Source organism: Saccharothrix sp. 6-C, from assembly GCF_016695385.1.
Classification (GTDB): Bacteria; Actinomycetota; Actinomycetes; order Mycobacteriales; family Pseudonocardiaceae; genus Actinosynnema; species Actinosynnema texasense.
Genome location: NZ_CP064192.1, coordinates 7978965 through 8002369, shown reverse-complemented (window position 1 = coordinate 8002369; position 23405 = coordinate 7978965). Strand labels below are relative to the sequence as shown.

General features: G+C 72.8%; 27 protein-coding genes. 23 read left to right on the top strand and 4 right to left on the bottom strand.

Annotation, left to right across the window (positions count from 1 at the left end; translation table 11 throughout):
* Positions 1-72: 72 nt before the first annotated feature.
* Positions 73-726 carry a sigma-70 family RNA polymerase sigma factor gene (locus IOD16_RS34625; RefSeq protein WP_201437783.1) on the bottom strand — a complete coding sequence of 218 codons (654 nt, stop codon included), beginning with the start codon at positions 724-726 and terminating at the stop codon, positions 73-75.
* Positions 727-897: 171 nt separating this feature from the next.
* Between IOD16_RS34625 and IOD16_RS34620 the strand changes: the two genes are divergently transcribed.
* From IOD16_RS34620 to IOD16_RS34530, 19 genes are all read left to right on the top strand, one after another.
* On the top strand, positions 898-2385 hold the full coding sequence (locus tag IOD16_RS34620; protein ID WP_201437782.1) for a class I adenylate-forming enzyme family protein: 1488 nt from the start codon (positions 898-900) through the stop codon (positions 2383-2385).
* A gap of 4 nt (positions 2386-2389) precedes the next feature.
* Complete coding sequence (locus IOD16_RS34615) at positions 2390-2626, top strand: glutaredoxin family protein (protein ID WP_201437781.1); 237 nt, start codon at positions 2390-2392, stop codon at positions 2624-2626.
* Positions 2627-2700: 74 nt separating this feature from the next.
* A complete protein-coding gene (locus IOD16_RS34610; RefSeq protein WP_236594554.1) occupies positions 2701-4203 on the top strand; it encodes a molybdopterin-dependent oxidoreductase in 1503 nt (500 codons plus the stop codon).
* Between the two features lie 156 nt (positions 4204-4359).
* Entirely contained in the window at positions 4360-5145 is a 786-nt protein-coding gene (locus IOD16_RS34605) for a redox-sensing transcriptional repressor Rex (protein ID WP_236594553.1), read from the top strand.
* A 37-nt stretch (positions 5146-5182) separates the two neighbouring features.
* On the top strand, positions 5183-6526 hold the full coding sequence (locus IOD16_RS34600; protein ID WP_201437780.1) for a glutamyl-tRNA reductase: 1344 nt from the start codon (positions 5183-5185) through the stop codon (positions 6524-6526).
* Entirely contained in the window at positions 6523-7491 is a 969-nt protein-coding gene (gene hemC / locus IOD16_RS34595) for a hydroxymethylbilane synthase (protein WP_123745160.1), read from the top strand. Before IOD16_RS34600 ends, hemC begins: the two co-directional genes overlap by 4 nt.
* Before the next feature lie 14 nt (positions 7492-7505).
* Positions 7506-9038 carry a uroporphyrinogen-III synthase gene (locus tag IOD16_RS34590; protein WP_123745161.1) on the top strand — a complete coding sequence of 511 codons (1533 nt, stop codon included), beginning with the start codon at positions 7506-7508 and terminating at the stop codon, positions 9036-9038.
* A gap of 59 nt (positions 9039-9097) precedes the next feature.
* Positions 9098-10075, top strand: coding sequence for a porphobilinogen synthase (gene hemB, locus IOD16_RS34585; RefSeq protein WP_201437779.1), 978 nt, complete (start codon positions 9098-9100; stop codon positions 10073-10075).
* On the top strand, positions 10072-10626 hold the full coding sequence (locus tag IOD16_RS34580) for a hypothetical protein (RefSeq protein WP_201437778.1): 555 nt from the start codon (positions 10072-10074) through the stop codon (positions 10624-10626). Before hemB ends, IOD16_RS34580 begins: the two co-directional genes overlap by 4 nt.
* A 43-nt stretch (positions 10627-10669) precedes the next feature.
* Positions 10670-11212, top strand: coding sequence for a hypothetical protein (locus IOD16_RS34575; RefSeq protein ID WP_201437777.1), 543 nt, complete (start codon positions 10670-10672; stop codon positions 11210-11212).
* Positions 11213-11290: 78 nt separating this feature from the next.
* On the top strand, positions 11291-11848 hold the full coding sequence (locus tag IOD16_RS34570; protein WP_201437776.1) for a hypothetical protein: 558 nt from the start codon (positions 11291-11293) through the stop codon (positions 11846-11848).
* Positions 11845-12246, top strand: a complete 402-nt coding sequence (locus IOD16_RS34565) for a hypothetical protein (protein ID WP_123745166.1) — start codon at positions 11845-11847, stop codon at positions 12244-12246. The genes IOD16_RS34570 and IOD16_RS34565 overlap by 4 nt, the downstream gene beginning before the upstream one ends.
* A 17-nt stretch (positions 12247-12263) precedes the next feature.
* Positions 12264-12875, top strand: a complete 612-nt coding sequence (locus tag IOD16_RS34560; RefSeq protein ID WP_201437775.1) for a hypothetical protein — start codon at positions 12264-12266, stop codon at positions 12873-12875.
* Complete coding sequence (locus IOD16_RS34555) at positions 12872-13399, top strand: hypothetical protein (protein ID WP_201437774.1); 528 nt, start codon at positions 12872-12874, stop codon at positions 13397-13399. The genes IOD16_RS34560 and IOD16_RS34555 overlap by 4 nt, the downstream gene beginning before the upstream one ends.
* 3 nt (positions 13400-13402) lie before the next feature.
* Entirely contained in the window at positions 13403-13840 is a 438-nt protein-coding gene (locus IOD16_RS34550; RefSeq protein WP_123745169.1) for a hypothetical protein, read from the top strand.
* 31 nt (positions 13841-13871) lie between these two features.
* On the top strand, positions 13872-14219 hold the full coding sequence (locus IOD16_RS34545; RefSeq protein ID WP_201437773.1) for a hypothetical protein: 348 nt from the start codon (positions 13872-13874) through the stop codon (positions 14217-14219).
* 11 nt (positions 14220-14230) lie between these two features.
* Complete coding sequence (hemL, locus tag IOD16_RS34540) at positions 14231-15520, top strand: glutamate-1-semialdehyde 2,1-aminomutase (protein WP_123748274.1); 1290 nt, start codon at positions 14231-14233, stop codon at positions 15518-15520.
* Positions 15517-16146: a histidine phosphatase family protein gene (locus IOD16_RS34535; RefSeq protein WP_123745171.1), complete on the top strand. Its 630-nt coding sequence runs from the start codon at positions 15517-15519 to the stop codon at positions 16144-16146. The genes hemL and IOD16_RS34535 overlap by 4 nt, the downstream gene beginning before the upstream one ends.
* The gene (locus IOD16_RS34530; protein WP_201437772.1) at positions 16143-16727 is read left to right on the top strand and encodes a TlpA disulfide reductase family protein; all 585 of its coding nucleotides are present in this window, start codon (positions 16143-16145) and stop codon (positions 16725-16727) included. Before IOD16_RS34535 ends, IOD16_RS34530 begins: the two co-directional genes overlap by 4 nt.
* Positions 16728-16730: 3 nt before the next feature.
* On the opposite strand, the gene IOD16_RS34525 is transcribed toward IOD16_RS34530, so the two are convergent.
* Entirely contained in the window at positions 16731-17696 is a 966-nt protein-coding gene (locus tag IOD16_RS34525; protein WP_201437771.1) for a M64 family metallopeptidase, read from the bottom strand.
* A gap of 195 nt (positions 17697-17891) precedes the next feature.
* Between IOD16_RS34525 and IOD16_RS34520 the strand changes: the two genes are divergently transcribed.
* The 4 genes from IOD16_RS34520 to IOD16_RS34505 all read left to right on the top strand — a co-directional run bounded on the left by IOD16_RS34520 (position 17892) and on the right by IOD16_RS34505 (position 22842).
* Complete coding sequence (locus IOD16_RS34520) at positions 17892-18668, top strand: cytochrome c biogenesis CcdA family protein (RefSeq protein ID WP_201437770.1); 777 nt, start codon at positions 17892-17894, stop codon at positions 18666-18668.
* Positions 18668-20230, top strand: a complete 1563-nt coding sequence (gene resB, locus IOD16_RS34515) for a cytochrome c biogenesis protein ResB (RefSeq protein ID WP_442978074.1) — start codon at positions 18668-18670, stop codon at positions 20228-20230. The genes IOD16_RS34520 and resB overlap by 1 nt, the downstream gene beginning before the upstream one ends.
* A complete protein-coding gene (ccsB, locus tag IOD16_RS34510) occupies positions 20230-21171 on the top strand; it encodes a c-type cytochrome biogenesis protein CcsB (RefSeq protein ID WP_201437769.1) in 942 nt (313 codons plus the stop codon). The genes resB and ccsB overlap by 1 nt, the downstream gene beginning before the upstream one ends.
* Positions 21172-21327: 156 nt before the next feature.
* Positions 21328-22842, top strand: coding sequence for a nucleotide-binding protein (locus tag IOD16_RS34505; RefSeq protein WP_201437768.1), 1515 nt, complete (start codon positions 21328-21330; stop codon positions 22840-22842).
* 63 nt (positions 22843-22905) lie between these two features.
* On the opposite strand, the gene IOD16_RS34500 is transcribed toward IOD16_RS34505, so the two are convergent.
* Together IOD16_RS34500 and IOD16_RS34495 are read right to left on the bottom strand one after the other, a co-directional pair.
* Positions 22906-23085, bottom strand: coding sequence for a hypothetical protein (locus IOD16_RS34500; RefSeq protein ID WP_053715371.1), 180 nt, complete (start codon positions 23083-23085; stop codon positions 22906-22908).
* Between the two features lie 51 nt (positions 23086-23136).
* Positions 23137-23394 (bottom strand): BldC family transcriptional regulator, encoded by a 258-nt coding sequence (locus tag IOD16_RS34495; RefSeq protein ID WP_236594552.1) that lies wholly within the window; start codon positions 23392-23394, stop codon positions 23137-23139.
* Between the last annotated feature and the right edge of the window lie 11 nt (positions 23395-23405).

Here is a 23405-nt window from a genome sequence, read left to right as displayed (position 1 = left end):
AGCGCTCCTGCCCAGGACAACGAACCAGGAGGTCCCGGGGTTACGCGCACGCCGGCAGGTGCGACGGTGATCTCACCGCAGCCAGGTGGGCAGCAGTTGGGCCAACCGGCGCACCGCCCGGTGCTGCAAGGCCTTGATGGCGCCCTCATTGCGTCCCATCCTCGCGGCCGTTTCCGCCACGGACAAGCCCTGGATGAAGCGGAGGGTGATGCATTCGCGCTGGTCGTCACCCAGTTGGGCGACACAGCGGAGCAGTTCGGCGTTGGTCGCGTCGGTCAGCACTTCCTGCTCGGGACCGTCCGTGACCTCGCGGTTGTCCGCCAGCTCGGCCGTCGTGATCTCCAACCGGTAGCGGCTGGACTTCACGTGGTCGAAGACGATGTTCCGCGCGATCGTGACGAACCAGGCGCCCACGTCGCGGCCCTGGTAGCTGATGGACCCGATGCTGCGCAGCGCGCGGAGGAACGTCTCGCTGGTCACGTCCTCGGCCAGGGTGCGGTCGCCGACCCGGAAGAGCACGTAGCGGTACACCACGTCGACGTACCGGTCGTACAGCGCGCCGAACGCGTCCGTGTCGCCGCCCTGAGCGGCGCGGACCAGGTTCCACGGCTCCTCGGCCGCGTTGCTCTCCACGCTCTCGATCGTGCTGGACTGCCCTCCCGCACTCCACTTCGAGCGGAGCGTCCGGATGGTTCGGACGGAGTTCTCGCGTGCCCTTGCGGTCATCGGCTCGCGGCACCTCCACAGAGTCGCCGTGCCGGCAGCATACGTGTTGTTACTCCGTAGTAGGTAGCGGCAAGTGGTCTCGAATCTGCGACGCGGACGGAGGCACTGCGTGACGCCGCCCGCCCGTGACAGACTGCGCTGAGGTCCGCTGTGGTTCACCAGGAGGTCACGTTGACCGCATCCGCAAGCAACATCGCCGACCTGGTTCGCGCCTCCGCGCACCGTGGACCCAAGCATGCCGCGCTGGTGGATGTCACCACCGCCGACGGCCGGACCACCGCGACCGAGCACACCTGGGCCGAGTTCGACGCCGCCGTCGACGGCGAGGCGCACCGGCTCGTCCGGGCGGGCGTGCGACCCGGTGACCGGGTGGTCGTGCGGCTGCCCACCGGCGCCCCGTTCTGCGTCGCCGTGTTCGGCGTGCTGCGGGCGGGCGGCGTGCTGGTGCCCGCCGGGCCCGGCCAGCCCGCGCGCGAGCTGCAGCGCCTGATCGACGACAGCGGCGCGAAGCTGCTCGTCGGCGACGGCGGCGGCGTGGACGTCGAGGTGCTGCCCGCGCCGTCGATGGAGCCGGGCGAGGAGTTCGCCGCGATCGGCTCGGGCGAGGACCTGGCCGTGCTCGGCTACACCTCCGGCACGTCCGGCTCGCCGCGCGGCGCGATGCTGTCGCACCGGGCGCTGCTGGCCAACGTCGCCCAGTGCGCGTCCCTGCGCCCCGCGCCGGTGACGGCGGGCGACCGGGTGCTGCTGGCGCTGCCGCTGTTCCACGTCTACGGCCTGGGCCCCGGCCTGCTCCAGGTGGCGGGCGCGGGCGCCACGGCCGTGCTGCTGGAGCGGTTCGACCCGGACCAGGCGTTGACCGCGATCCGCGAGCACCGGGTGACCACGGTGGTCGGCGTGCCGCCGATGTACGCGGCGATCCTGGCCAAGCCCGTCGAACGGCTCCGCGAGGACCTGGCCACGGTGCGCCTGTTCACCTCCGGCGCGGCGCCGCTGGCGGCCGGCCTGCTGGACGCCATGCGCGACGCCGTCGGCCTGCCCGTCTACGAGGGCTACGGCCTGACCGAGACCGGCCCCGTGCTGACCACCACCCTGGCCGGCGGCGCGCCCAAGGCGGGCTCGGTCGGCCGCGCGCTGCCCGGCGTGCTGATCCGGCTGGTCGACACCGACGGCCGGCCGCTCGACCAGGACGAGGACGAGCCCGGCACCGGCCTGGTCGCGGCCAAGGGCGACAACCTGTTCGGCGGCTACTGGCCGGACGGCGCGCACGGGCCCGACGCCGAGGGCTGGTTCCGCACCGGCGACGTCGGCTACCTCGACGCCGAGGGCGACCTGCACCTGGTCGACCGGGCGGGCGACCTGATCATCGTCAACGGCTTCAACGTCTACCCGCACGAGGTCGAGCAGGTGCTGGCCGAGCTGTCGGGCGTGGCCGAGGCGGCGGCGGTCGGCGTGCCGGACGAGCGGACCGGCGAGTCGGTGAAGGTCGTCGTGGTGCCCGCCGCCGGCGCGGAGCTCACCGAGGACGTGGTGAAGGACCACTGCGCCGGCCGGCTGGCGAAGTTCAAGGTGCCGACCGTGGTCGAGTTCGCCGACGCGCTGCCGCACTCGCCGACGGGCAAGCTCGCGCGGGCCCGGCTGCGCCTACCCCTAGCCTGAACCCGTGAGCCACCACGTCACCTTGATGAGCCGGGTCGACTGCCACGCCTGCGAGCAGGCCAGGGCCGACCTGGAGCGGATCTGCGGCGAGCTGGGCGTGCCCTGGGACGTGCGGGACGTCGACGCCGACCGCGAGCTGCGCGCCGAGTACGGCGACCGGGTGCCGGTGATCCTGGTCGACGGCGAGGAGCACGGGTACTGGTCGGTCGAGGAGGACCGGTTGCGGGCCGCCCTGCGCTGAGCGCGGGGGAGCGGACGATTACCGACCGCTTACGGAATCGGCGGACCGGGTGGTCGAGGGTGTCGAATCAGGGTGTGACCCGTGCGACCGCCGCCCTCATCGGAATCCTCGGCGTGGCCGCCGCGCTCGCGGCCGGGCACCTCGTCGCGGGCGTGGTCGGCCCGTCGGCCTCGCCGTTCCTCGCGGTGGGCAACACCGCGATCGACCTCGCGCCGAGCGCGCTGAAGGACTTCGCGGTCCGGACCTTCGGCACCTACGACAAGCTCGTGCTGCTGCTCGGCATGGCCGTGGTCCTGCTGGTCGCGGCCGTCGTCGCGGGCCTGCTGTCGCGCCGCTCGCCACTGCCGGGCACGGTCCTGGCCGTCGTCCTGGGCCTGCTCGGCGTCGGCGCCGCCCTGCACCGGCCCGACCTGGGCCAACTGGGCGTCCTCGCGCCGGTGGCGGCCCTGGTCGCCGGTGTGGCGGTGTTCCGGTGGCTGCACGCCAAGGCCCTCGACCCGGTCGACCCCGCGGCCGGCAGGCGCGCGTTCCTCATCGCCTCGGGCGCGACGGCCGCGGGCGCCGGTCTCGCCGCCCTGGTCGGCCGGTTCGCCGGCGGCCGGGTGGACGTCGAGGCCTCACGGGGGGCCGTCGGCGCGCTCGAACCGGCCTCGCCCGCGCCGCCCGTCCCGCCGGGCGCGGACTTCGCCGCCGAGGGCACGCCCACCTTCATCACGCCGAACGCCGACTTCTACCGGATCGACACCGCGCTGAGCGTGCCGCGCGTGCGCGCCGAGGACTGGGCGCTGCGCGTGCACGGCCTGGTCGACCGCGAGCTCACCCTCCGCTACGACGACCTGCGCCGCCGTGACCTGGTCGAACGCACGATCACCATGGTCTGCGTGTCCAACGAGGTCGGCGGGCCCTACATCTCCACCGCGAACTTCGTCGGCGTGCCGCTGCGCGATGTGCTGCTGGAGGCGGGCGTCCGGGAGGGCGCCGACCAGCTGTTCTCCACCAGCGCCGACGGCTGGACGGCGGGCTCGCCGGTCGACGTGGTCCTGGAGGAGGACCGCGGCGCGCTCATCGCCCTCGGCATGAACGGCGAGCCGCTGCCGCTGGAGCACGGCTTCCCGGCCCGCCTGGTCGTGCCCGGCCTCTACGGCTACGTCTCGGCCACGAAGTGGGTCGTCGACCTGGAGCTGACCACGTTCGAGGCCAGGCGCGGCTACTGGCTGGACCGCGGGTGGGCGCGACGGGCGCCGGTGAAGGTGATGTCCCGGATCGACCGCCCGGCGGTCCGGTCCGCGGTCTCCGGCCGGGTCGTCGCCACCGGCGTGGCGTGGGCCCAGCCCACCGGCGTCGAGCGGGTCGAGGTGCGCGTCGACAACGGCCCGTGGCGGACCGCCACCCTCTCCGACGAGGTCAACGGCTCGACGTGGCGCATGTGGCGGGTCGAGCTGGACCTGCCGCCCGGCGGTCACACCGTCGAGTCGCGCGCCACCGACCGGGCGGGCTTCACCCAGCCCCAGGCGCGCCTCGCCCCGGCCCCGGACGGCGCGACCGGCTGGCACTCGGTCTTCTTCACGGTCCGGTGACCCTGGATTCACCCCAAGGTGGAACCGCGCCCCGATCACGGTCGGGGGTCCGGTCGCCGACTTTGTGCAAGCGTTCACAAGCGGTACGGTGGGTGTATCACTCCGCTGGTGGCGATGCCCGGCGGGTCAGTGCGACGGATGTCGAGGAGTTCCAGCGTGGCGGCTCAGCGGGGCGAGGGTGACGGTGTCGTGACCCGCCCAGGGGAGACCGGCCCAGGAGAGACCGGCCCCGAAGCGCCCGCCGACGTCCGGGAGCGGGCGCGCGCGATCCCCGAGGCGGCGGTGGCGCGGCTCGCGGTCTACCTCCGCGTGCTCTCGGGCATGGTCGAGCAGGGCGTGACGACCATCTCCAGCGAGGAGCTCGCGGGCGCGGCCGGGGTCAACTCGGCCAAGCTCCGCAAGGACCTCTCCTACATCGGCTCGTACGGCACGCGCGGCGTCGGCTACGACGTCGAGGTGCTCGTGAGCCACATCGAGCGCATCCTCGGCCTCACCCGCAAGCACTCGGTGGCGGTCGTCGGGATCGGTAATCTTGGTCACGCGCTGGCCAACTACGGCGGCTTCCCCAGCCGCGGCTTCCCGGTCGCCGCGCTGTTCGACATCGACCCGGACCTGACGGGAGTGCCGGTAGGCGGCATCCCGGTCGACCACATCGACGACATCACGTCGGTCTGCGCGGAGCGCGAGGTCTCGATCGGGGTCATCGCGACACCCCCACAGGCAGCTCAGGCCGTCTGCGACCGTTTGGTATCCGCCGGAGTCCAGTGCATCCTGAACTTCGCACCCGTCGTGCTCCAAGTGCCGGACTACGTCGAAGTGCGCAAGGTCGACCTGGCGGTCGAGATGCAGATCCTGTCGTTCCACGTCGCGCGGCGGGCTGACGAGGCCGCCGGTGACGTGGTCAACGGCATCGGTGTGGACGGGGTGGTGATTCGCCCGTGATCGTGCGGGTAGTGAGCCGATCGGTGGTGCGCGCATCATGAGCGTTCTCGTCGTAGGCCTTTCCCACCGGACCACCCCCGTTCCCGTGCTGGAGCGCGTCGTGGTCGCCGACGCCGACCGCGGCAAGGTCCTCGACCAGCTGCTGAAGGCGCCGAGCGTGTCCGAGGCCGTGCTGCTGTCGACCTGCAACCGGGTCGAGGTGTACGCGGTCGTCGAGACGTTCCACGGCGGCATGAACGAGGTCGTCGAGGTGCTCGCCCGCCAGGCCGGGGCCGAGCCCGCCGACCTGTTCGAGCACCTGTACGTGCACTACTCCGCCGCCGCCGTCGAACACCTGTTCTCGGTGGCCGGCGGCCTCGACTCGATGGTCGTCGGCGAGGCCCAGATCCTGGGCCAGCTGCGCAACTCCTACAACGCCGCCGACGAGCAGGGCGTGGTCGGCCGCACGCTGCACGAGCTGGTCCAGCACGCGCTGCGGGTGGGCAAGCGCGTGCACACCGAGACCGACATCGACCACGCGGGCGCGTCCGTCGTCTCCGAGGCGCTGAGGGACGCGGACACCGCGCTGCGCCGCGCCTCCGGCGGCAAGGTGGGGCTGGAGGGACGCACCGCCCTGATCGTCGGCGCCGGGTCGATGGGCGGCCTGGCCGCCGCCCACCTGCGCCGGGCCGGCATCGGCGAGGTCGTGATCGCCAACCGGACGCCCGCCAACGGCGAACGCCTGGCCACGGCCCTGCGCGCGGACGGCGTCAACGCCACCTCGACCGGCCTGACCGCCCTGGCCGACGAGGTCGCCAAGGCCGACGTGCTGTTCGCGTGCACCGGCTCCGTCGGCACGGTCGTCGGCGCCGAGCACATCGGCGACCGCGCGCCGGACCGGCCGCTGGTCGTCTGCGACCTCGGCCTGCCCAAGGACGTCGACCCGGCCGCGGCGCTGCTCGACGGCGTCCGCGTGGTCGACCTGGAGACTCTCCAGCGCAGGCTGTCCGACGCCCCGACCGGGCAGGGCACGCTGCGCGCGGCGGAGATCGTGGCCGAGGAGGTCCGCGCCTACCTGGCCGGGCAGCGCTCGGCCGGGGTCACGCCCACCGTGACGGCGCTGCGCAAGCGTGCCGCCGAGGTCGTGGACGCCGAGCTGCTGCGGCTGGACTCGCGGCTGCCCGAGCTGCCCGCCCCGGTTCGCGACGAGCTGGCCAAGACCGTGCGCCGGGTGGTGGACAAGCTCCTGCACACCCCCACCGTGCGGGTGAAGGAGCTGGCCGCGGCGCCCGGCGGGGCCGGGTACGCCGAGGCGCTGCGCGAGCTGTTCGGGCTCGACCCGCAGGCGCCGTCCGCCGTCAGCACCCCCCATTCGACGCAACCCAAAGGTGAGAAGCGGTGAACCGCACCCTGAGGATCGGCACCCGCGGCAGCGCCCTCGCGCTGGCGCAGACCGGCCACGTGGCCGACGCGCTGCGCGACGCGGGCGCGACCGTGGAGATCGTCACGATCTCCACGCCCGGTGACCGCTCGTCCGCGCCCATCGCCGAGATCGGCATCGGGGTGTTCACCTCGGCGCTGCGCGACGCGCTCGCGAACGGCGAGATCGACGTCGCCGTGCACTCGTACAAGGACCTGCCGACGGCGCGCGACCCGCGCCTGTCGCTGGCCGCCGTCCCGCCCCGGGAGGACCCGCGTGACGCGCTGGTCGCCCGGGACGGCCTGACCCTCGGCGAGCTGCCGACCGGCGCGAGGGTGGGCACCGGCTCACCCCGCCGCGCCGCCCAGCTCAACGCGCTCGGACTGGGCATCGAGGTGGTCGCCCTGCGCGGCAACGTCGACTCCCGCATCCGCAAGGTCGCCGACGGCGAACTGGACGCCGTCGTGCTCGCCCGCGCCGGCATCGCCCGCCTCGGCCGCACGGCCGAGATCACCGAGACCCTGGAGCCCATCCAAATGCTCCCCGCGCCCGCACAGGGCGCCCTCGCAGTGGAGTGCCGGGTCGACGACGTCGACGCCGAACACCTCCTCCAGTCCACTTTGGACGATTCGGCCAGCAGGGCCGCTGTCGCCGCCGAGCGCGCCCTCCTGGCCGCGCTCGAGGCAGGCTGCAGCGCGCCGGTCGGCGCACTGGCCGATGTGGTGGAAGACCTCGCCGAAGACGCAGGCGACGGGGACGCGGACGGCTCGACGCGAGTCGTGCTCCGCCTGTCCCTGCGCGGGGTCATGGCGACGGAGGATGGCGACCTCCTCCGTGCGTCCGCCACTGGTGACTTGACCGCAGCAGAGGAACTCGGCCGCGCGCTGGCCGCCGAGTTGCTCGACCTCTCCGGCCACGCCACCGCGTCGCCGGCGGGGCGTAGTTGATGGGGAGTGCCCTGATGACCCGCGCACGCAAGACCCCCGGCCGAGTCGCGTTCGTCGGCTCAGGTCCGGGCGACACCGGGCTGCTCACGGTCCGGGCCCGCGACCTGCTCCACAAGGCGGAGCTCGTGGTCACGGACCCGGACGTCCCGGCCGAGGTGGTGGCGCTGGTACCCGACGGCGTCGAGGTGCGACCCGCCGTGGGCGATCCCGCCGACGTCGCGAAGGACCTGGTCGCCGAGGCGAAGAACGGCCACGCCGTGGTCCGCCTCGTAGCCGGCGACCCGCTGACCCTGGACTCCGTGGTGAAGGAGGCGCAAGCCGTCTCCAAGACCACGATCGCCTTCGACGTGGTGCCCGGCGTCCCCGCCGGCACCGCCGTGCCCGCCTACGCCGGCGTCGCACTGGGCGCCGTCCACACCGAGGCCGACGTCCGGGGGGTGACCGACTGGTCCGGCCTGGCCGCCGCGCCGGGAACGCTCGTCCTGCACGCCACCGGCGGCCACCTGGCCGAGGCCGCGTCGTCGCTCGTGGAGAACGGCCTGGCCCCGCAGACCCCGGTCGCGGTGACCTGCGACGGCACCGGCTTCGGCCAGCGCACCGTGGACACCACGCTCGCCTCCCTGGCCGCCGACGCCGGCGACCTGGGCGGCCCGCTGGTCGTCACCGTCGGCGCGGCCGTGGCCGGCCGGCCGAAGCTCTCCTGGTGGGAGTCCCGCGCCCTGTACGGCTGGCGCGTCCTCGTCCCGCGCACCAAGGAGCAGGCGGGCGCGATGAGCGACCGGCTGCACTCCCACGGCGCGATCCCGGTCGAGGTCCCGACCATCTCCGTCGAGCCGCCGCGCAGCCCCGCCCAGATGGAGCGCTCGGTGAAGGGCCTGGTCGACGGCCGCTACCAGTGGGTCGTCTTCACCTCGACCAACGCCGTCCGGGCCGTCTGGGAGAAGTTCCGCGAGTTCGGCCTGGACGCCCGCGCGTTCTCCGGCGTGAAGATCGCCTGCGTCGGCGAGAGCACGGCCGCCAAGGTCCGCAGCTTCGGCATCATCCCGGAGCTGGTCCCGTCCGGCGAGCAGTCCTCGGAAGGACTGCTGGCGGACTTCCCGCCGTACGACGACATACTGGACCCGGTGGACCGCGTCCTGCTGCCGCGTGCGGACATCGCCACCGAAACCCTGGCGGCCGGCCTGCGGGATCGCGGCTGGGAGATCGACGACGTCACGGCCTACCGCACCGTCCGCGCCGCCCCGCCGCCCGCGGACACCCGCGAGATGATCAAGTCGGGCGGTTTCGACGCGGTCTGCTTCACCTCGTCCTCCACGGTCCGCAACCTGGTGGGCATCGCGGGCAAGCCGCACGCCCGCACCCTGGTCGCGTGCATCGGCCCGCAGACCGCCGAGACGGCCCGCGAGTTCGGCCTGCGCGTCGACGTCCAACCCGAGGACGCCAACGTCCCCGCCCTGGTGGACGCCCTCGCCCAGCACGCCGCCAGGCTCCGCGCGGAAGGCGCCCTCCCGCCCCCGCGCAAGACCAAGCGCCTGCGCAGGTCCTGACCCGACGCGATCCGGACCTGCCTGAGAGCACCTGCCTGAAGCAACAGGGAGTACCCGCCGTGTTCCCGTCCCACCGCCCCCGCCGCCTGCGCACCACCGCGGCCATGCGCCGCCTGGTCAGCGAGACCACGGTGCGCCCGCGCCAGCTGGTCCTGCCCATGTTCGTCAAGGAAGGCGCGACCGCGCCGACCGAGATCCAGAGCATGCCGGGCGTCTTCCAGCACACCCGCGAGTCGCTGCGCAAAGCCGCCGTCCAGGCGGTCCAGGCGGGTGTCGGCGGGATCATGCTGTTCGGCGTTCCCGCCGAGCGGGACGCCGTGGGCTCCGGCGCGACCGACCCGGACGGCATCCTCAACGCCGCCCTGCGCGACCTCCGCCACGAGCTCGGCGACTCGACGGTCCTCATGTCGGACTGCTGCCTGGACGAGTTCACCGACCACGGCCACTGCGGCGTGCTCACCCCCGACGGGGCCGTGGACAACGACGCCACCCTCGAGGTCTACGGCGAGATGGCCGTCGCCCAGGCCCAAGCGGGCGCGCACGTCGTCGGGCCCAGCGGCATGATGGACGGCCAGATCGGGTTCATCCGCGCCGCCCTCGACGAGGCCGGCCACACCGACACCGGCGTCCTCGCCTACAGCGCCAAGTACGCGTCCGCCCTCTACGGCCCGTTCCGCGACGCCGTCGAGTCCCAGCTCCAGGGCGACCGCAAGACCTACCAGCAGGACCCGGCCAACGCCCGTGAAGCGCTCCGCGAGGTCGCGCTCGACCTCGCCGAGGGCGCCGACATGGTCATGGTCAAGCCCGCGCTGCCCTACCTCGACGTGCTCAAGGCCGTCGCCGAGGTCTCCGACGTGCCCGTCGCCGCGTACCAGATCTCCGGCGAGTACGCGATGGTCGAGGCCGCGTCCCGCAACGGCTGGATCGACCGCGAGCGGACCGTGCTGGAGATGCTGACGTCGATCCGCCGCGCCGGCGCGGACATCGTGCTCACCTACTGGGCCGTCGAAGCCGCGGCCTGGCTGGACCGCGGATGACGAACGCGCTGAACGCCCCCAAGCCGGCCAAGCGGCCCAAGCCGACCCCGCCGAAGCCGATCGACCTCGCGCGGTGGCTGTTCATCCTCAGCGCCGCGATCGGCGTGGTCCGGTTCATGGTGGAGCTGGGCGACCGGGAGATGCTGATCCGCGAGCTGCGCGTGCGGCAGCCGGAGCTGAGCCAGGACGACCTGGACGCCGCCGCGACCGGTGGCATCGTGTTCGGGCTGCTGATCGCGGTCGGCCTGATCCTGGTCTACACGCTGCTGGCGAACCGGATGGCCGGCGGCCGGAACTGGGCGCGGGTCCTGCTCACCGTCATCGCCGGCGCGGGGATCTTCCTCGGCGTGGTGCGGCTGGTCGCCGCCTTCTCCGGTTTCGCGGCGGCCTTCGGCCTGGCGGTCGACGGCGTCGACCTGGCGTTCGGGGTGGTCACGATGCTGATCGACGCGACCGCCGTGGTCCTGATGTACCAGCCGGCAGTTTCCGGGTACTTCCGATCAGTGCGTTCGGTCAGTGGGACGCCACCACAGGTAGCTAACGGATTGTGATTCCCGGTCGACGCAATGCCGCGTCCCTCCTACGGTCCGGTGCATGACCAATCCGAATGACCCCTACAACCAGGGCCGGCCGCAACAACCCGGCTACCCGCCGCAGGCCCCGCCGCTGAACGAGAGCGAGCTGCGCCGCCCCGCCCGCCCGAAGTCCGTGGACACCGCCTACCTGCTCTGGCTGGTCGCGGCGGGCGTGGGCGTCGTGGCGAACCTGATCGGGTTCCTCACCGCCGAGGCCGTGGCGCGAGAGACGCTGAAGGAGTTCAACCTCGGCTCGACGGCGGTCGACGTCCAGCCGAGCTACGGGTCGCTGATCTTCAGCCTCGCCATCGCCGTGGTGTGGGTCCTGGTCGTGATGCAGATGCGCAAGGGCGCCAACTGGGCACGCATCCTGCTGACCGTGCTGGGCGGCATCGCCGCGATCCTCGGCCTGATCGGCCTGCTCGCGATCGGCATCCTGTTCGCCGTCGGCTTCCTGGGCGTGCTCCAGGCGCTGCTGGGCCTGGTGCAGCTCGTGGCGATCGTCGGCGCGATCGTGTTCATGTTCAAGTCCGACTCGAACTACTACTTCAAGGCCGCCTGACCTCGTCGGGTCACAGGGTGGCTGTCCACCGGCTGTCGCGGTGGACAGCCACCTGGCCTGCCTCTAGCGTTCACGGGCGTGAGCAGCCCACAGGACCCTGACAACCGACCTCCGCAGCAGCCGTACCAGCCGCAGCAGCCCTACACGCCCGCCCCGCCGCCGCTGAGCGACTCGGAGCTGGCCGGTTACGGCGCGCAGCGGCCCGCCGTGCCGGAGCCGAAGGAAGTCCGCCTGTCGTTCTTCCTCTGGCTGGCCGGCGCGATCTTGCTCGTCGTGTCGTCGGTGCTCGTGCTCACCCAGCGCGAAGCCGCCCTCGAAGAGGCGCGCAAGGCACCGGCGACGCCGGGCATCACGGTGGAGCAGCTCGAGTCCACCGTCACCGCGATCCTGGTGGTCGTCGTGATCATCGGCATCGTGCTGGCCGCGCTGATGGTGCTCTTCGCGATGAAGGCCCGCGCGGGCCGCAACTGGGCGCGGATCGCGCTGACCGTGCTCGGCGCCGCCGTGTTCATCTACCACCTGATCGGGTTCTCGCTGGTCGGCCTGGTCATCGTGCTGGTCGTGGCCGCCGCCGTGGTGACCCTGTACCTGCCCGCCTCGAAGGCCTACTTCGACTCGGTGAAGCGAGCCGGATGACCGGGCAGCCGCCCGCGGTGGTGCGCGGCGCGGTCGCGGTGTGGCTCGCCCTCGGCGTGTTCCTGCTGGTGGAGAATGCCGTGCTGTGGCTGCGCCGGGCCGAGTTCGAGGAGGCCGCCGTCCGCGCGGGCGACGACCCGGCCGCCGTGCCGGGGCTGCTGGCGCAGCTGACCGTCGTCGCGGTGGCCTTCACGATCGGCTACGGCCTGTTCGGGTGGCTGCTCAGGCGGGGCAGGCGGTGGTCACGCGGTGTGCTCACCGGTGTGGCCGTGCTGCACGTGCTGTGGATCGTGCTGCCCGGCGCGAGTGCCGTGAACCTGGTGACGTTGCTGCTGATCGCCGTCGGTTTGGCGCTCACCTGGCTCCCCGGTACGGCACAGTGGGTGAAGCAGCACTGACCCCTGCGGAGAACCCCATGTCCGAACCGGATCCGTACGCCTCGCCCTTCCACCACGTCGACCTGCCGGGGCAGGGGCGGTCCGACGCGCCCCTGCCGCCCGGCTTCCGGCTGTCCGCGCCCATGCCGCCGGTCGGTTCGGGCGAGTACGCGCCCCGCCGCCCCGTCACGGCCACCGTCGCCTCGTGGTGCTGGATCGCCGGCGCGGCGCTGGTGGTGCTCGCGCTGCCCGGCCTGTTCTACACCGGGATCGACGGGCTGACCGACGACCTCCTGCGCGACTCCGCGGACCGGCCCGACGCGCTGACCCGCGGCCAGGCGGAGGTGGCCGCGCGGCTGACCCCGGCCCTGTTCGCGCTCGGGTTCGCGGTGCTGTCCGTGCCGTTCGTGATCGCCGCGGCCAAGCTCCGCTCGGGCCGCAACTGGGCGCGCGTCCTGCTCACCGTCCTCGGCCTGCCGGTCGCGGCCTTCGGGCTGGTCGCCATGCTGATGTTCGCCTCCGGCGTGACGTACGTGGACTGGGTCGTCGGCGTGGCGTGGTCGTGGGTGTTCCTCGGCGTCTGCGCGCTCGGCTTCGTGTCGATGTACCTGCCCGCGTCGAACGCCTACACCAGGTCGGCGGCGAGGTGACGCAGCCGCCGTTCGACCCCTACAGCCGGCCCATGCGGCCCGTCGAGCACCCGCAGGCCGGCCCGCAGATGCCCTACCCGTCCCCGTACCCGGGACAGATGCGCGACGTCGACCAGCACACCGCGGCGCTGCCCCGGCCCACCGCCGTCGTCGTCTCCTTCGTCCTCTGGCTCCTGACCGCCCTGTCCTGGCCGGTCGGCTCGCTCGTCCGCACGCTCGCCGAGGACGGCGCGGTCACCGGGTTCGGGCCGATCATGGCGTTGTTCACCAGCGCGTGCCTGGCCGTCGCGTACGTCTGGGGCGCGGTGCTGCTCCTCGGCGGCAGCTACCACGCGCGGCTCGGCCTGTGCGGCGGCGCGCTGGTCATCGGCGTCCTCGCCCTGGCCGCCGCGATCGTGGCGGCCCGCGACGGCGACACCACCGGGGTGTCCTGGGTGGTGATCGTGCTGCGGCTGGCGCTGCCCGCCGCCGCGTCCGCGTTCAGCTTCCTGCCCGGCACCCGGCAGTACTTCTCGGGGAGCTGACGGGTGGACCAGCCGATCCTCTACGCCGAGTCCGGCACGTCCTGGTGGCCGCTGCTGTGGGGCCCGGTGTTCGCCGCGCTCGGGTTCGGCGTCGAGGCGTCGACCGGCGCCGCCCGCCCGCTGCTCTGGCTCGTCGTCGCGCTGGTCCTGCTCCTGCCCACCGCCCTCTGGGTGCAGGCCCGCCGCCGCCTCTACCAGGTCCGCCTCACCCCCGTCGCCCTGCGCCAGGGCCGCGAGGAGCTGAGGCTCGGCGACGTCGAGGCCGTCGAAGGCGTCGAACCGCGCGCGGGCGTGAAGGTGCTCGGCGGCGCCTGGACCCTGCCGCGCGGCACGACCGCGGTGCCGCTGCGGCTCGTCGGCGGCGAGGTGGTGATGGGCTGGGCCCGCGACGCCGACGCCCTCCGCGCCGAGATCGCGAAGCTGGTGAGCACACGTGCGTGACGAGCGACCCGGGCATGAGAGGCTGACCGACGTGACTGCGGCCACCGCCGAGACCGAGACCGTGCCGGGACCCGAGCCGGAACCGGGCGGGCCGACGCTGCACCAGCCGAGGCGCGCGCTCGTCGCGGCCGGCGAGGTGGTGCTCATCGCCCTGCTCGTGGTGTTCGCCGTGTGGTGCTGGAACCGGGGTGTCCTGCGCTACAGCTACCCCGTGCCCGACCACCCGCCGCTGGAGTCCACCCGCCTCAAGGGCAACTGGATCGGCGCGTCGGTGGGCCTCGTCACGATCGCGGGCGTGCTGCTGCTCGACGCCGTGCGCCAGACCGTGCTCGCCGTGCGCACCCGTGGTCGGAAGCAGGGCGAAGAACCCGACGTGTGAGACTGGACGGCGTGACAGCGACGCGATCCCAGGCACTGTTCGAGCGCGCGGCGGCGGTGATCCCCGGTGGCGTGAACTCCCCGGTGCGGGCTTTCCACTCGGTCGGCGGCACGCCGAGGTTCATGGTGCGCGGCGAGGGACCGCACCTGTGGGACGCCGACGGCAACCGGTACGTCGACCTGGTGTCGTCGTGGGGCCCGATGATCCTCGGGCACGCCCACCCGGACGTGGTCCACGCCGTCCGCGAGGCGGCCGTGCGCGGTCTGTCGTTCGGCACGCCCACCGAGGGCGAGATCGAGCTGGCCGAGGAGATCATCGACCGGGTCGCGCCGGTGCACCAGGTCCGCCTGGTCAACTCCGGCACCGAGGCCACCATGAGCGCGATCCGGCTGGCCCGCGGCTTCACCGGGCGCCGCAAGGTCGTCAAGTTCGCCGGCTGCTACCACGGCCACGTGGACGCGCTGCTCGCCCAGGCCGGCTCCGGGGTCGCCACGCTCGGCCTGCCCACCTCGCCCGGCGTCACCGGCGCGCAGGCCGCCGACACCCTCGTGCTGCCCTACAACGACGTCGAAGCCGTCCGGCAGGCCTTCGCCGAGCACCCCGACGAGATCGCCTGCGTGATCACCGAGGCCGCGGCGGGCAACATGGGCGCCATCGCGCCCCGGCACAACGCCGAGCTCAAGCAGCTCTGCCGGGACCACGGCGCGCTGCTGGTCATGGACGAGGTGATGACCGGCTTCCGCGTCTCCCGCGCCGGCTGGTACGGCCTGGAGAACGTCGAGGGCGACCTCTACACGTTCGGCAAGGTCATGTCCGGCGGCCTGCCCGCGGCGGCCTTCGGCGGCCGGACCGACGTGATGTCGAAGCTCGCCCCGGCCGGCCCCGTCTACCAGGCGGGCACGCTGTCCGGCAACCCCGTCGCGGTGGCGGCGGGCCTGGCCACGCTGCGCGCCGCGACCGACGACGTCTACCGCACCCTGGACGCCAACGCCACGCGCCTGGGCGCGCTGTTCACCGCCGCGCTCACCGAGGCGGGCGTCGCGCACCGCGTCCAGTTCGCCGGCAACCTGGTCAGCGTGTTCTTCACCGACGCCGAGGTCACCGACTACGCGGGCGCCCAGCGCGCCGAGACGTGGCGCTTCCCGCCCTTCTTCCACGCCCTGCTCGACCGCGGCGTGTACGCGCCGCCGAGCGCCTTCGAGGCGTGGTTCGTCAACGCGGCCATGACCGACGACGACTTCCAGGTCATCGCCGACGCCCTGCCGCACGCCGCCCGCGCCGCCGCGGAGGCGACCCAGTGAGCCGCACGGTGGTCCACCTGCTGCGGCACGGCGAGGTGCACAACCCGACCGGCATCCTCTACGGCCGCCTGCCCGGCTTCAAGCTGTCCGAACGGGGCCAGAAGCAGGCGCTCGTCGTGGCCGAGCACCTCGCCGACCACGACATCGCGCACGTCGTCGCGTCCCCGCTGGACCGGGCGCAGCAGACCGCGTCCCCGATCGCCGACTCGCACCGCCTCGAACTGGACACCGACGAGCGGCTGATCGAGGCGGACAACAAGTTCGAGGGCCTGAAGGTGGCCGTCGGCGACGGCGCGCTGCGCTCGCCGAGGCACTGGCCGAAGCTGGTCAACCCGCTGCGGCCGTCGTGGGGCGAGCCGTACCTGGCCATCGCGCACCGGATGCTCGGCGCGGTGCAGCGGGCCCGGTCCGCCGCCGAGGGCCACGAGGCCGTGTGCGTGTCGCACCAGCTGCCGATCTGGACGCTGCGCCGGTTCCTGGAGGGCAAGCGGATGTGGCACGACCCGCGTCGCCGCGAGTGCTCGCTGGCGTCGCTGACCAGCCTCGTGTTCGAGGGGGAGCAGCTGGTGCGGGTCGTCTACACCGAGCCCGCCGGCGCGACGAACCCGAGGGTGACCGGGGCATGAGGGCCGGGTCCCCGCTCGCCGGCCTCGCCGTGGCGCTCCTGCTCCTCACCGGCTGCTCGACCGGCGACGACGCGGTGGTCGCCGGTTCGGAGTTCCAGCTCGTCGCGCCCAACGGCGAGACGAAGCTGCGCTACGACGGCGACGAGCGCAAGCAGGTCACGGGCCTGGCCGGGCCCAGCCTGATGGAGGACGGCAAGACCGTCTCCCTGGACGACTTCGCGGGCAAGGTCGTGATCGTCAACATCTGGGGCGCGTGGTGCGGGCCGTGCCGGACCGAGGCCCCGGAGCTGCAGAAGGTGCAGGACGAGACCGGGCCGCTCGGCGTGCGGGTGCTGGGCGTGAACGTCAAGGAGTCCTCGACCGAGTCGCCCCGCGACTTCATGACCAACCGGGACCTGGCCTACCCGTCGATCTACGACGAGTCCGGGCGGGCGATGCTGGCCTTCCGCGGCCTGCCGCCCAACGCCGTGCCGTCCACGTTCGTGCTGGACAAGCAGCACCGGGTGGCGGCGGCGTTCCTCGGGGCGGTGATCGCCTCGGACCTGGTCCCGCTGGTCAAGGACCTCGCCGCGGAGTCGTGACGGTCAGCGCAGCTCGGGCACCTTCGCCCGGAACGCCTCGACCATCGCGTCCCGGCCGACGAGGTTGAACTCGCGCCCGAGCGTGCGCATGATCGAGTTGTCGGTCGGCCGGTACAGGCCGTGCGCGTGGTAGCGGGCGCCTTCGAACGCGCCGACCACGCCGCCGTCCGGTGACGCCTGGCCCAGGTAGGCCGACCACTTCGCGCCGGTCGGGTCCGCGGTCACGTTGACCTCGGCCGGCTCCTCGCCGCTGTACCGGTCGTACGGGTAGTCGTACTCGTCGGCCAGCTCGCCGATCGAGTGGCCCAGCTCGTGCACGGCGATCTGGCCCGCCTGGTCGTTCGCGCCCGCCGCGGTCGCCACCCCGCCGCCCGCGCCGCCGTACTTGGCCGTGTTGCCGAGCGCGATGACCTGGTCGGCCTGCGGCGCGAGCGCGCCGTACTGGCCCGCCTTGGTCTGGTTCACGCACAGCAGGCGCTCGGTCTGGGTGTCGCGGCCCTGGCACCAGAAGCCCATGTCGAGCGCCGTGTCGCGGTTGGTGCCCAGGGTCGGGTCGTGGTCCACGCCGGACTGGTTCGACACGACGTTGACCTGCCAGACGTTGAAGTACTGGCGGTAGGACCGGAAGGGCTCCACGGCGGAGAGCTCCTCCCACTTGCCCACCACGTGCTCGTGGAAGACGCCGATCTCACCCGCGGTGTAGCCGTCCCCGACGAAGACGAGGTCGAACCGCTGGTCGGGCGCGCCGGTCTCCTGGACGGCCACCACGTCGGCGGCCACCTCGCCGGGCGCGGCCCTGGTCTCGACGGCGACCGCGACCCGCGTCCGCGAGATCGTGCCGTCGGGTGAGAAGACCTCCACCCACTCCGCGCCGGGACCGCCGGCCTCCGCGGCGCCGCCGGGCAGGGGAGCGGCGACGACGGCGAAGGCGACGGCCAGCACGGGCAGGGTGAGCCGGTGTGCGCGCATGACCGTCACGCTATGGAGTCGACCGCTAACCCACAAGGGTTGATGGTCGCGTTTAAACATTCACTGGATCGGGTATCAAGGCCGTCTCAACGACCTGCCGCAGCGCCAACCGGATGACCTCGATCCTGTGACGTGGGTCGCCCATAAGGGATGCCGGTGCACGGCGTCAAGGTGCGGATACCTACGCTGGACGACGTGAACCCGACCGATCTGGCCACCTCCGGCCCGATCCTGCTCGCGACCGGGGTGGCGGTGCTGGCCGGGGCGATCTCGTTCGCCTCACCGTGCGTGGTCCCGCTCGTGCCCGGCTACCTCGCGTACCTCGCGGGCCTGGTCGGCGCGGAGGCGCCGGCCGTCGCGGACGGCGAGACCGCGAAGCGCGGTCGCTGGCGGGTCGCCGGCGCCGCGCTGCTCTTCGTCCTCGGCTTCACCGTCGTGTTCGCGCTGATGTCGTTCGTGGTGCTCGGCCTGACCGACCTGTTCCTCATCCAGGCCGAGCTGCTCCAGCGCGTCGGCGGCGTCATCACCATCGCCATGGGCCTGGTGTTCATCGGCCTCGTCCCGGCCCTGCAGCGCGACGTCCGCCTGCACCGCGCGCCCAGGGCGGGCCTGCTCGGCGCGCCGCTGCTCGGCGGCGTGTTCGCGCTCGGCTGGACCCCGTGCCTCGGACCGACGCTGACGGGCGTGATGGCGCTGGCCCGCAGCACCGAGGTCGGCTCGGTCTCCGCCCGCGGCGCGGTCCTCGTGCTCGCCTACTGCCTCGGCCTCGGCCTGCCGTTCATCCTCATCGCGGTCGGTGCGCGCTGGGCGGTCCGCACGACCGGCTGGCTGCGCTCGCACGTCCGCCAGGTGCAGGTGTTCGGCGGCGCGCTGCTCATCGGCGTCGGCGTGGCCCTGGTCACCGGCCTGTGGGGCGACTTCGTCGCCTGGCTGCGCGACGCCGTGATCAACGACCTAGAACTGCCGTTGTAGTGCGCGCCGTCCTCGCCTTCCTGCGCAACACGTGGCGCGGCCTCACGGCCATGCGCACCGCGTTGACCCTGCTCTTCCTGCTCGCCCTCGGCGCGATGCCCGGCGCGTTGCTGCCGCAGCGCTCGCTGAACTCGTTCAAGGTCGACGAGTACATCGCCGACAAGGGCTGGTGGGGCCGGCTGCTGGACCGGCTGCAGTTCTTCGACGTCTACGCGAGCTTCTGGTTCTCCGCGATCTACGTGCTGCTGTTCGTGTCGCTGGTGGGCTGCCTGCTGCCGCGCACGTGGGAGTACTTCAAGCAGATGCGGGTCAAGCCGGTGCTCACGCCGCGCAACCTGACCCGCATGCCCCACCACGCGTCGGCCACCACGACCTCGTCGCCGGACGCCGTCATCGAGCGCGCCGGCCGCCGGCTCAAGGGCTGGCGCACGGTCGTCCGCGACGAGCCGGACGGCGCGCGCACCATCAGCGCCGAACGCGGGTTCCTCCGCGAGACCGGCAACCTGGTGTTCCACTTCTCGCTGCTCGGCCTGCTGGTCGCGTTCGCGCTGGGCAAGATGTTCGGCTACGAGGGCCAGGTCATCGTCCAGTCCGCCGGCGGCCAGTTCTGCAACTCGGGCGTCTACAACTACGACTCGTTCCGCCCGGGCCTGCGCGTGGACGGCACGCGGCTCAACCAGTTCTGCGTGCGGGTCGACGACTTCGAGGCCTCCTACCTGCACAACGGCCAGGCGGAGAGCTTCCGCGCGAACATCCAGTACCAGTCCGGGGCGGACCTCGAGACCGGCACCTGGCGGCCGTACCCGCTTGAGGTCAACAGCCCGCTGCGCACCGCGGGCGACCGGCTCTACCTGCTCGGCCACGGCTACACGCCCCTGTTCACCGTCACCTTCCCCAACGGCGAGACCCGCACCGGCGCGACCCAGTGGCGCCCGGTGGACCAGGTCACGCTCGCCTCGGAGGGCGCGACGAAGTTCGACCCGCCGAACGTGCCGGACGCCGAGCAGCGCCGCAAGAGCCAGCTCGCGATCACCGGCCTGCTCGCGCCGACCGCCGCCTTCCAGGGCGAGCTGCTCGACTCCGCGTTCCCCGCCGCGAACGACCCGGCGGTCGCGATCGACGTCTACCGCGGCGACCTGGGCACCGACTCCGGGCGCGGCCAGTCCATCTTCTCGATCGACCAGAAGATGGTGCAGGACGGCAAGCTGACCAAGGTCGCCCGGCAGAACCTCGTCCGGGGCGAGCAGCTCACCCTGGACGACGGCACCGTGATCCGCTTCGACGGCGTGCGCGACTGGGTGTCGCTGCAGGTGTCCCACGACCCCACCCAGGTGTGGGTGCTGGTGTTCTCGGTGCTGGTCATCCTCGGTCTGGCCGTCTCGCTGAGCATCAAGCGCCGCCGCGTCTGGGTGCGGGCCTCGCCGGGGGAGGACGGGCGTACCGTTGTCGAGGTCGGCGGCCTCGCGCGCACTGATCAGGCCGGGTACGGCGAGGAGTTCACGGTGCTGGCCCGTGACCTGGTCCCCTCCCCGGACCCGCCCGCCGACAAGGAGGAGAGCTGATGCCGGTCAACACGACGCTGGCGACCTACAGCGACTGGACCTACGGCGCGGCGGTGGCGATCTACTTCTTCGCCGCCGTGCTGTACCTGTGCGAGGCGGCGTTCGCCCGGCCCGCCAAGACCCGCGAGCTCGCCGGGGCCGTCGCGGCGGGCGGCACGCGGGCCGACGGCACGTGGACGCCCGGCCGGGTCACCAAGCCCGAGCGGTCCCGCGCCGAACGCCTCGGCCGCATGGGCGTGGCGCTCACCGTCCTCGGCGCGCTGCTGCAGGCCGCTTCCCTGGTGCTGCGCGGGTTCGCGACCGAGCGCGCGCCGTGGGGCAACATGTACGAGTACGGCTCGCTGCTCACGCTGGCCGCCGTCGTGACGTGGCTCGTGCTGTCGCGCACGTTCGACGTCCGCAAGCTCGGCGGCTTCGTGCTCGTGCCGATCGTGATCCTGATGTTCCTCGGCGGCACGGTGCTCTACGCCGACGCCGCGCCCGTGCAGCCCGCGTTGCAGTCGTACTGGCTCGTGGTGCACGTCTCGGTGATCTCGGTGTCCAGCGGCGTGCTGCTGGTGCCCGGCGTGGCCAGCGTGCTGTACCTGCTGAAGACCTCGGGCCGCGCGCGGTTCACGAGGCTGCCCGACGCCGACGTGCTCGACCGGCTCGCCTACCGCAGCACGGTGTTCGCGTTCCCGCTGTTCACCATCGGCATCATCTGCGGCGCGATCTGGGCCGAGGCGGCGTGGGGCCGGTTCTGGGGCTGGGACCCGAAGGAGACCGTGGCGTTCGTCTCGTGGGTCGTGTTCGCGGCGTACCTGCACGCGCGGGCGACGGCGGGGTGGCGCGGCCGGCCCGCCGCGTGGATCAACTCGCTCGGCTTCGCGCTCACCGTGTTCAACCTGTTCTTCATCAACCTCGTAACGACTGGGATGCACTCGTACGCGGGCGTCGGCTGATGCCGTAGACCACGTGTCACGCGGTGTTCGCGGACCCGGTCGTGAAGGCTCGGGCGAGCGAACACCCAGTGTCGTGGAACCACTGGTCGCCGACTACCGTCGGACGCGTGGGGTCGGGGAAGTCTCGATCCGCTTCGCTCAGGGAGGACCCCAGCGGTGACCGGTCGCTACGAGAATCCTGAGCCGTCGTGGCAGCAGCCGGCCGGAGCGGAAGGGCAGCAGCCCAACCCGAACCAGTCGGGTGGCTACCAGGTCGAGCCGGGATCGGGTGCCCACTACGTCGACCCCCAGACCGTGTACCTGGACCCGGCGCAGTCCGGCCCGGTGACCGGGCCCCCGTCGGGCGGGTTCCCGGCGCAGGGCCAGCAGTCCGGCCCGTACCCCGTGCAGGGCCAGCAGTCGGGGCCGTACCCGGTGCAGGGGCAGCAGTCCGGGCCGTACCAGGTCTCCGGTGGCCAGTCGGGCGCGTACCAGGTTCCCGGTGGCCAGTCGGGCGCGTACCAGGTTCCCGGCGGCCAGTCCGGCGCGTACCAGGTCCCCGGCGGCCAGTCGGGCGCGTACCAGGTGTCGGGCGGCCAGTCGGGCGCCTACCAGGTGTCGGGCGGCCAGTCCGGTCCGTACCCCGGCCCGGGGCAGTCGGGCCCGCACCAGCCGGGACCGCAGCAGTCGGGCCCGCACCAGTACCAGGGCGGGTTCCCCAACAACTTCCCGCAGAGCGTGCAGCCCCAGCAGCAGCAGCCGCAGCGGCCCGCCAACGCCAGCGACGTGTCCTCGCAGCAGCTGATCAAGCGCGCGAAGCGCCCGCCGCAGTCCGGCTGGCGCAAGACCGTGCACTCGGTCACCGGCGGCCTGGTCAACCTCGGCGAGAGCCCCGCGGACATCCGCAGGCGCGAGCTGATCGGCCGGATCAACCAGCCGCTGCGCGGGTGCTACAAGATCGCCATGCTGAGCCTCAAGGGCGGCGTCGGCAAGACCACGACGACGACCACGCTCGGCTCGACGTTCTCCTCGCTGCGCGGCGACCGGGTCATCGCGGTGGACGCCAACCCCGACCGCGGCACGCTGGCGCTGAAGGTGCCCAGGGAGACCACGGCGACCGTGCGGCACCTGCTGCGCGACGCCTCGAAGATCACCCGGTACAGCGACGTGCGCGCGTACACCTCGCAGTCGCCCAGCCGCCTGGAGGTGCTGGCGTCCGAACAGGACCCGGCCGTCTCCGAGGCGTTCAGCGACCTCGACTACCTGCGCACGATGGGGCTGCTGGAGCTCTTCTACAACATCGTGCTCACCGACTGCGGCACCGGCCTGATGCACTCGGCCATGAAGGGCGTGCTCGACCAGGCCGACTCGCTGGTGCTCGTCTCGTCCGGCTCGGTGGACGGCGCGCAGACCTCGGCGGCGACGCTGGACTGGCTGGACGCCCACGGCTACCGCGACCTGGTCGCGAAGTCCGTCGCGGTGATCAACTCGGTGCGGCCGGGCTCGGGCAAGGTCGACCTCGACAAGCTGGCCGCGCACTTCGCCCAGCGCTGCCGCGCCGTGGTGAGGATCCCGTTCGACACGCACCTGGAAGAGGGCGCGGAGATCGAGCTGGACAAGCTCGCCCCGGACACCCGGCTCGCGCTGCTGGAGCTCGCCGCCACCGTGGCCGACGACTTCCCGAACAACTGACCCGCGGGCCGGCGGGCCGGTCGGGTCACGACGAGGGGGCCTCCGTGCGAGGCCCCGCCGTTGTCACTCCTCGTCGTCCGGCTTCTTCTTGCGCTGCTCACCGAGCTTGCGCAGGAAGTCCGGGTCGTCGTCCGGCGCCACGATCCGACGACTGGGGGCGGTATCGACCCGGTTCGGTCCGAACGCACGCCACAGCAGCACGGCGATGGTGAGCGCACCGATCACCGCGAGCAGGTAGAGCATGGTCGCCACCTCCTTTGCCACGACATTACCCGTGCCGCGGAGGTGACGCGGTCAGTGGCGGACGGGCTCGGTCGCCTCGGTGGTCAGCTGGGACAACAGCTGCTGGACCTCGGACTCGCGGAACCTCCGGTGACCGCCCGGCGTGCGGATCGAGCCGATCCGGCCGGCGGTGGCCCACCGGGTGACCGTCTTCGGGTCGACCCGGAACAGGCTCGCGACCTCGCCCGGCGTGAGCAGGCGCTCCCCCTGGTGTCCCTGCGTCAACGTCACGGCATCCTCCCCGATGGCGAACAGACGTACCGGACGCATCGTGGCACCTC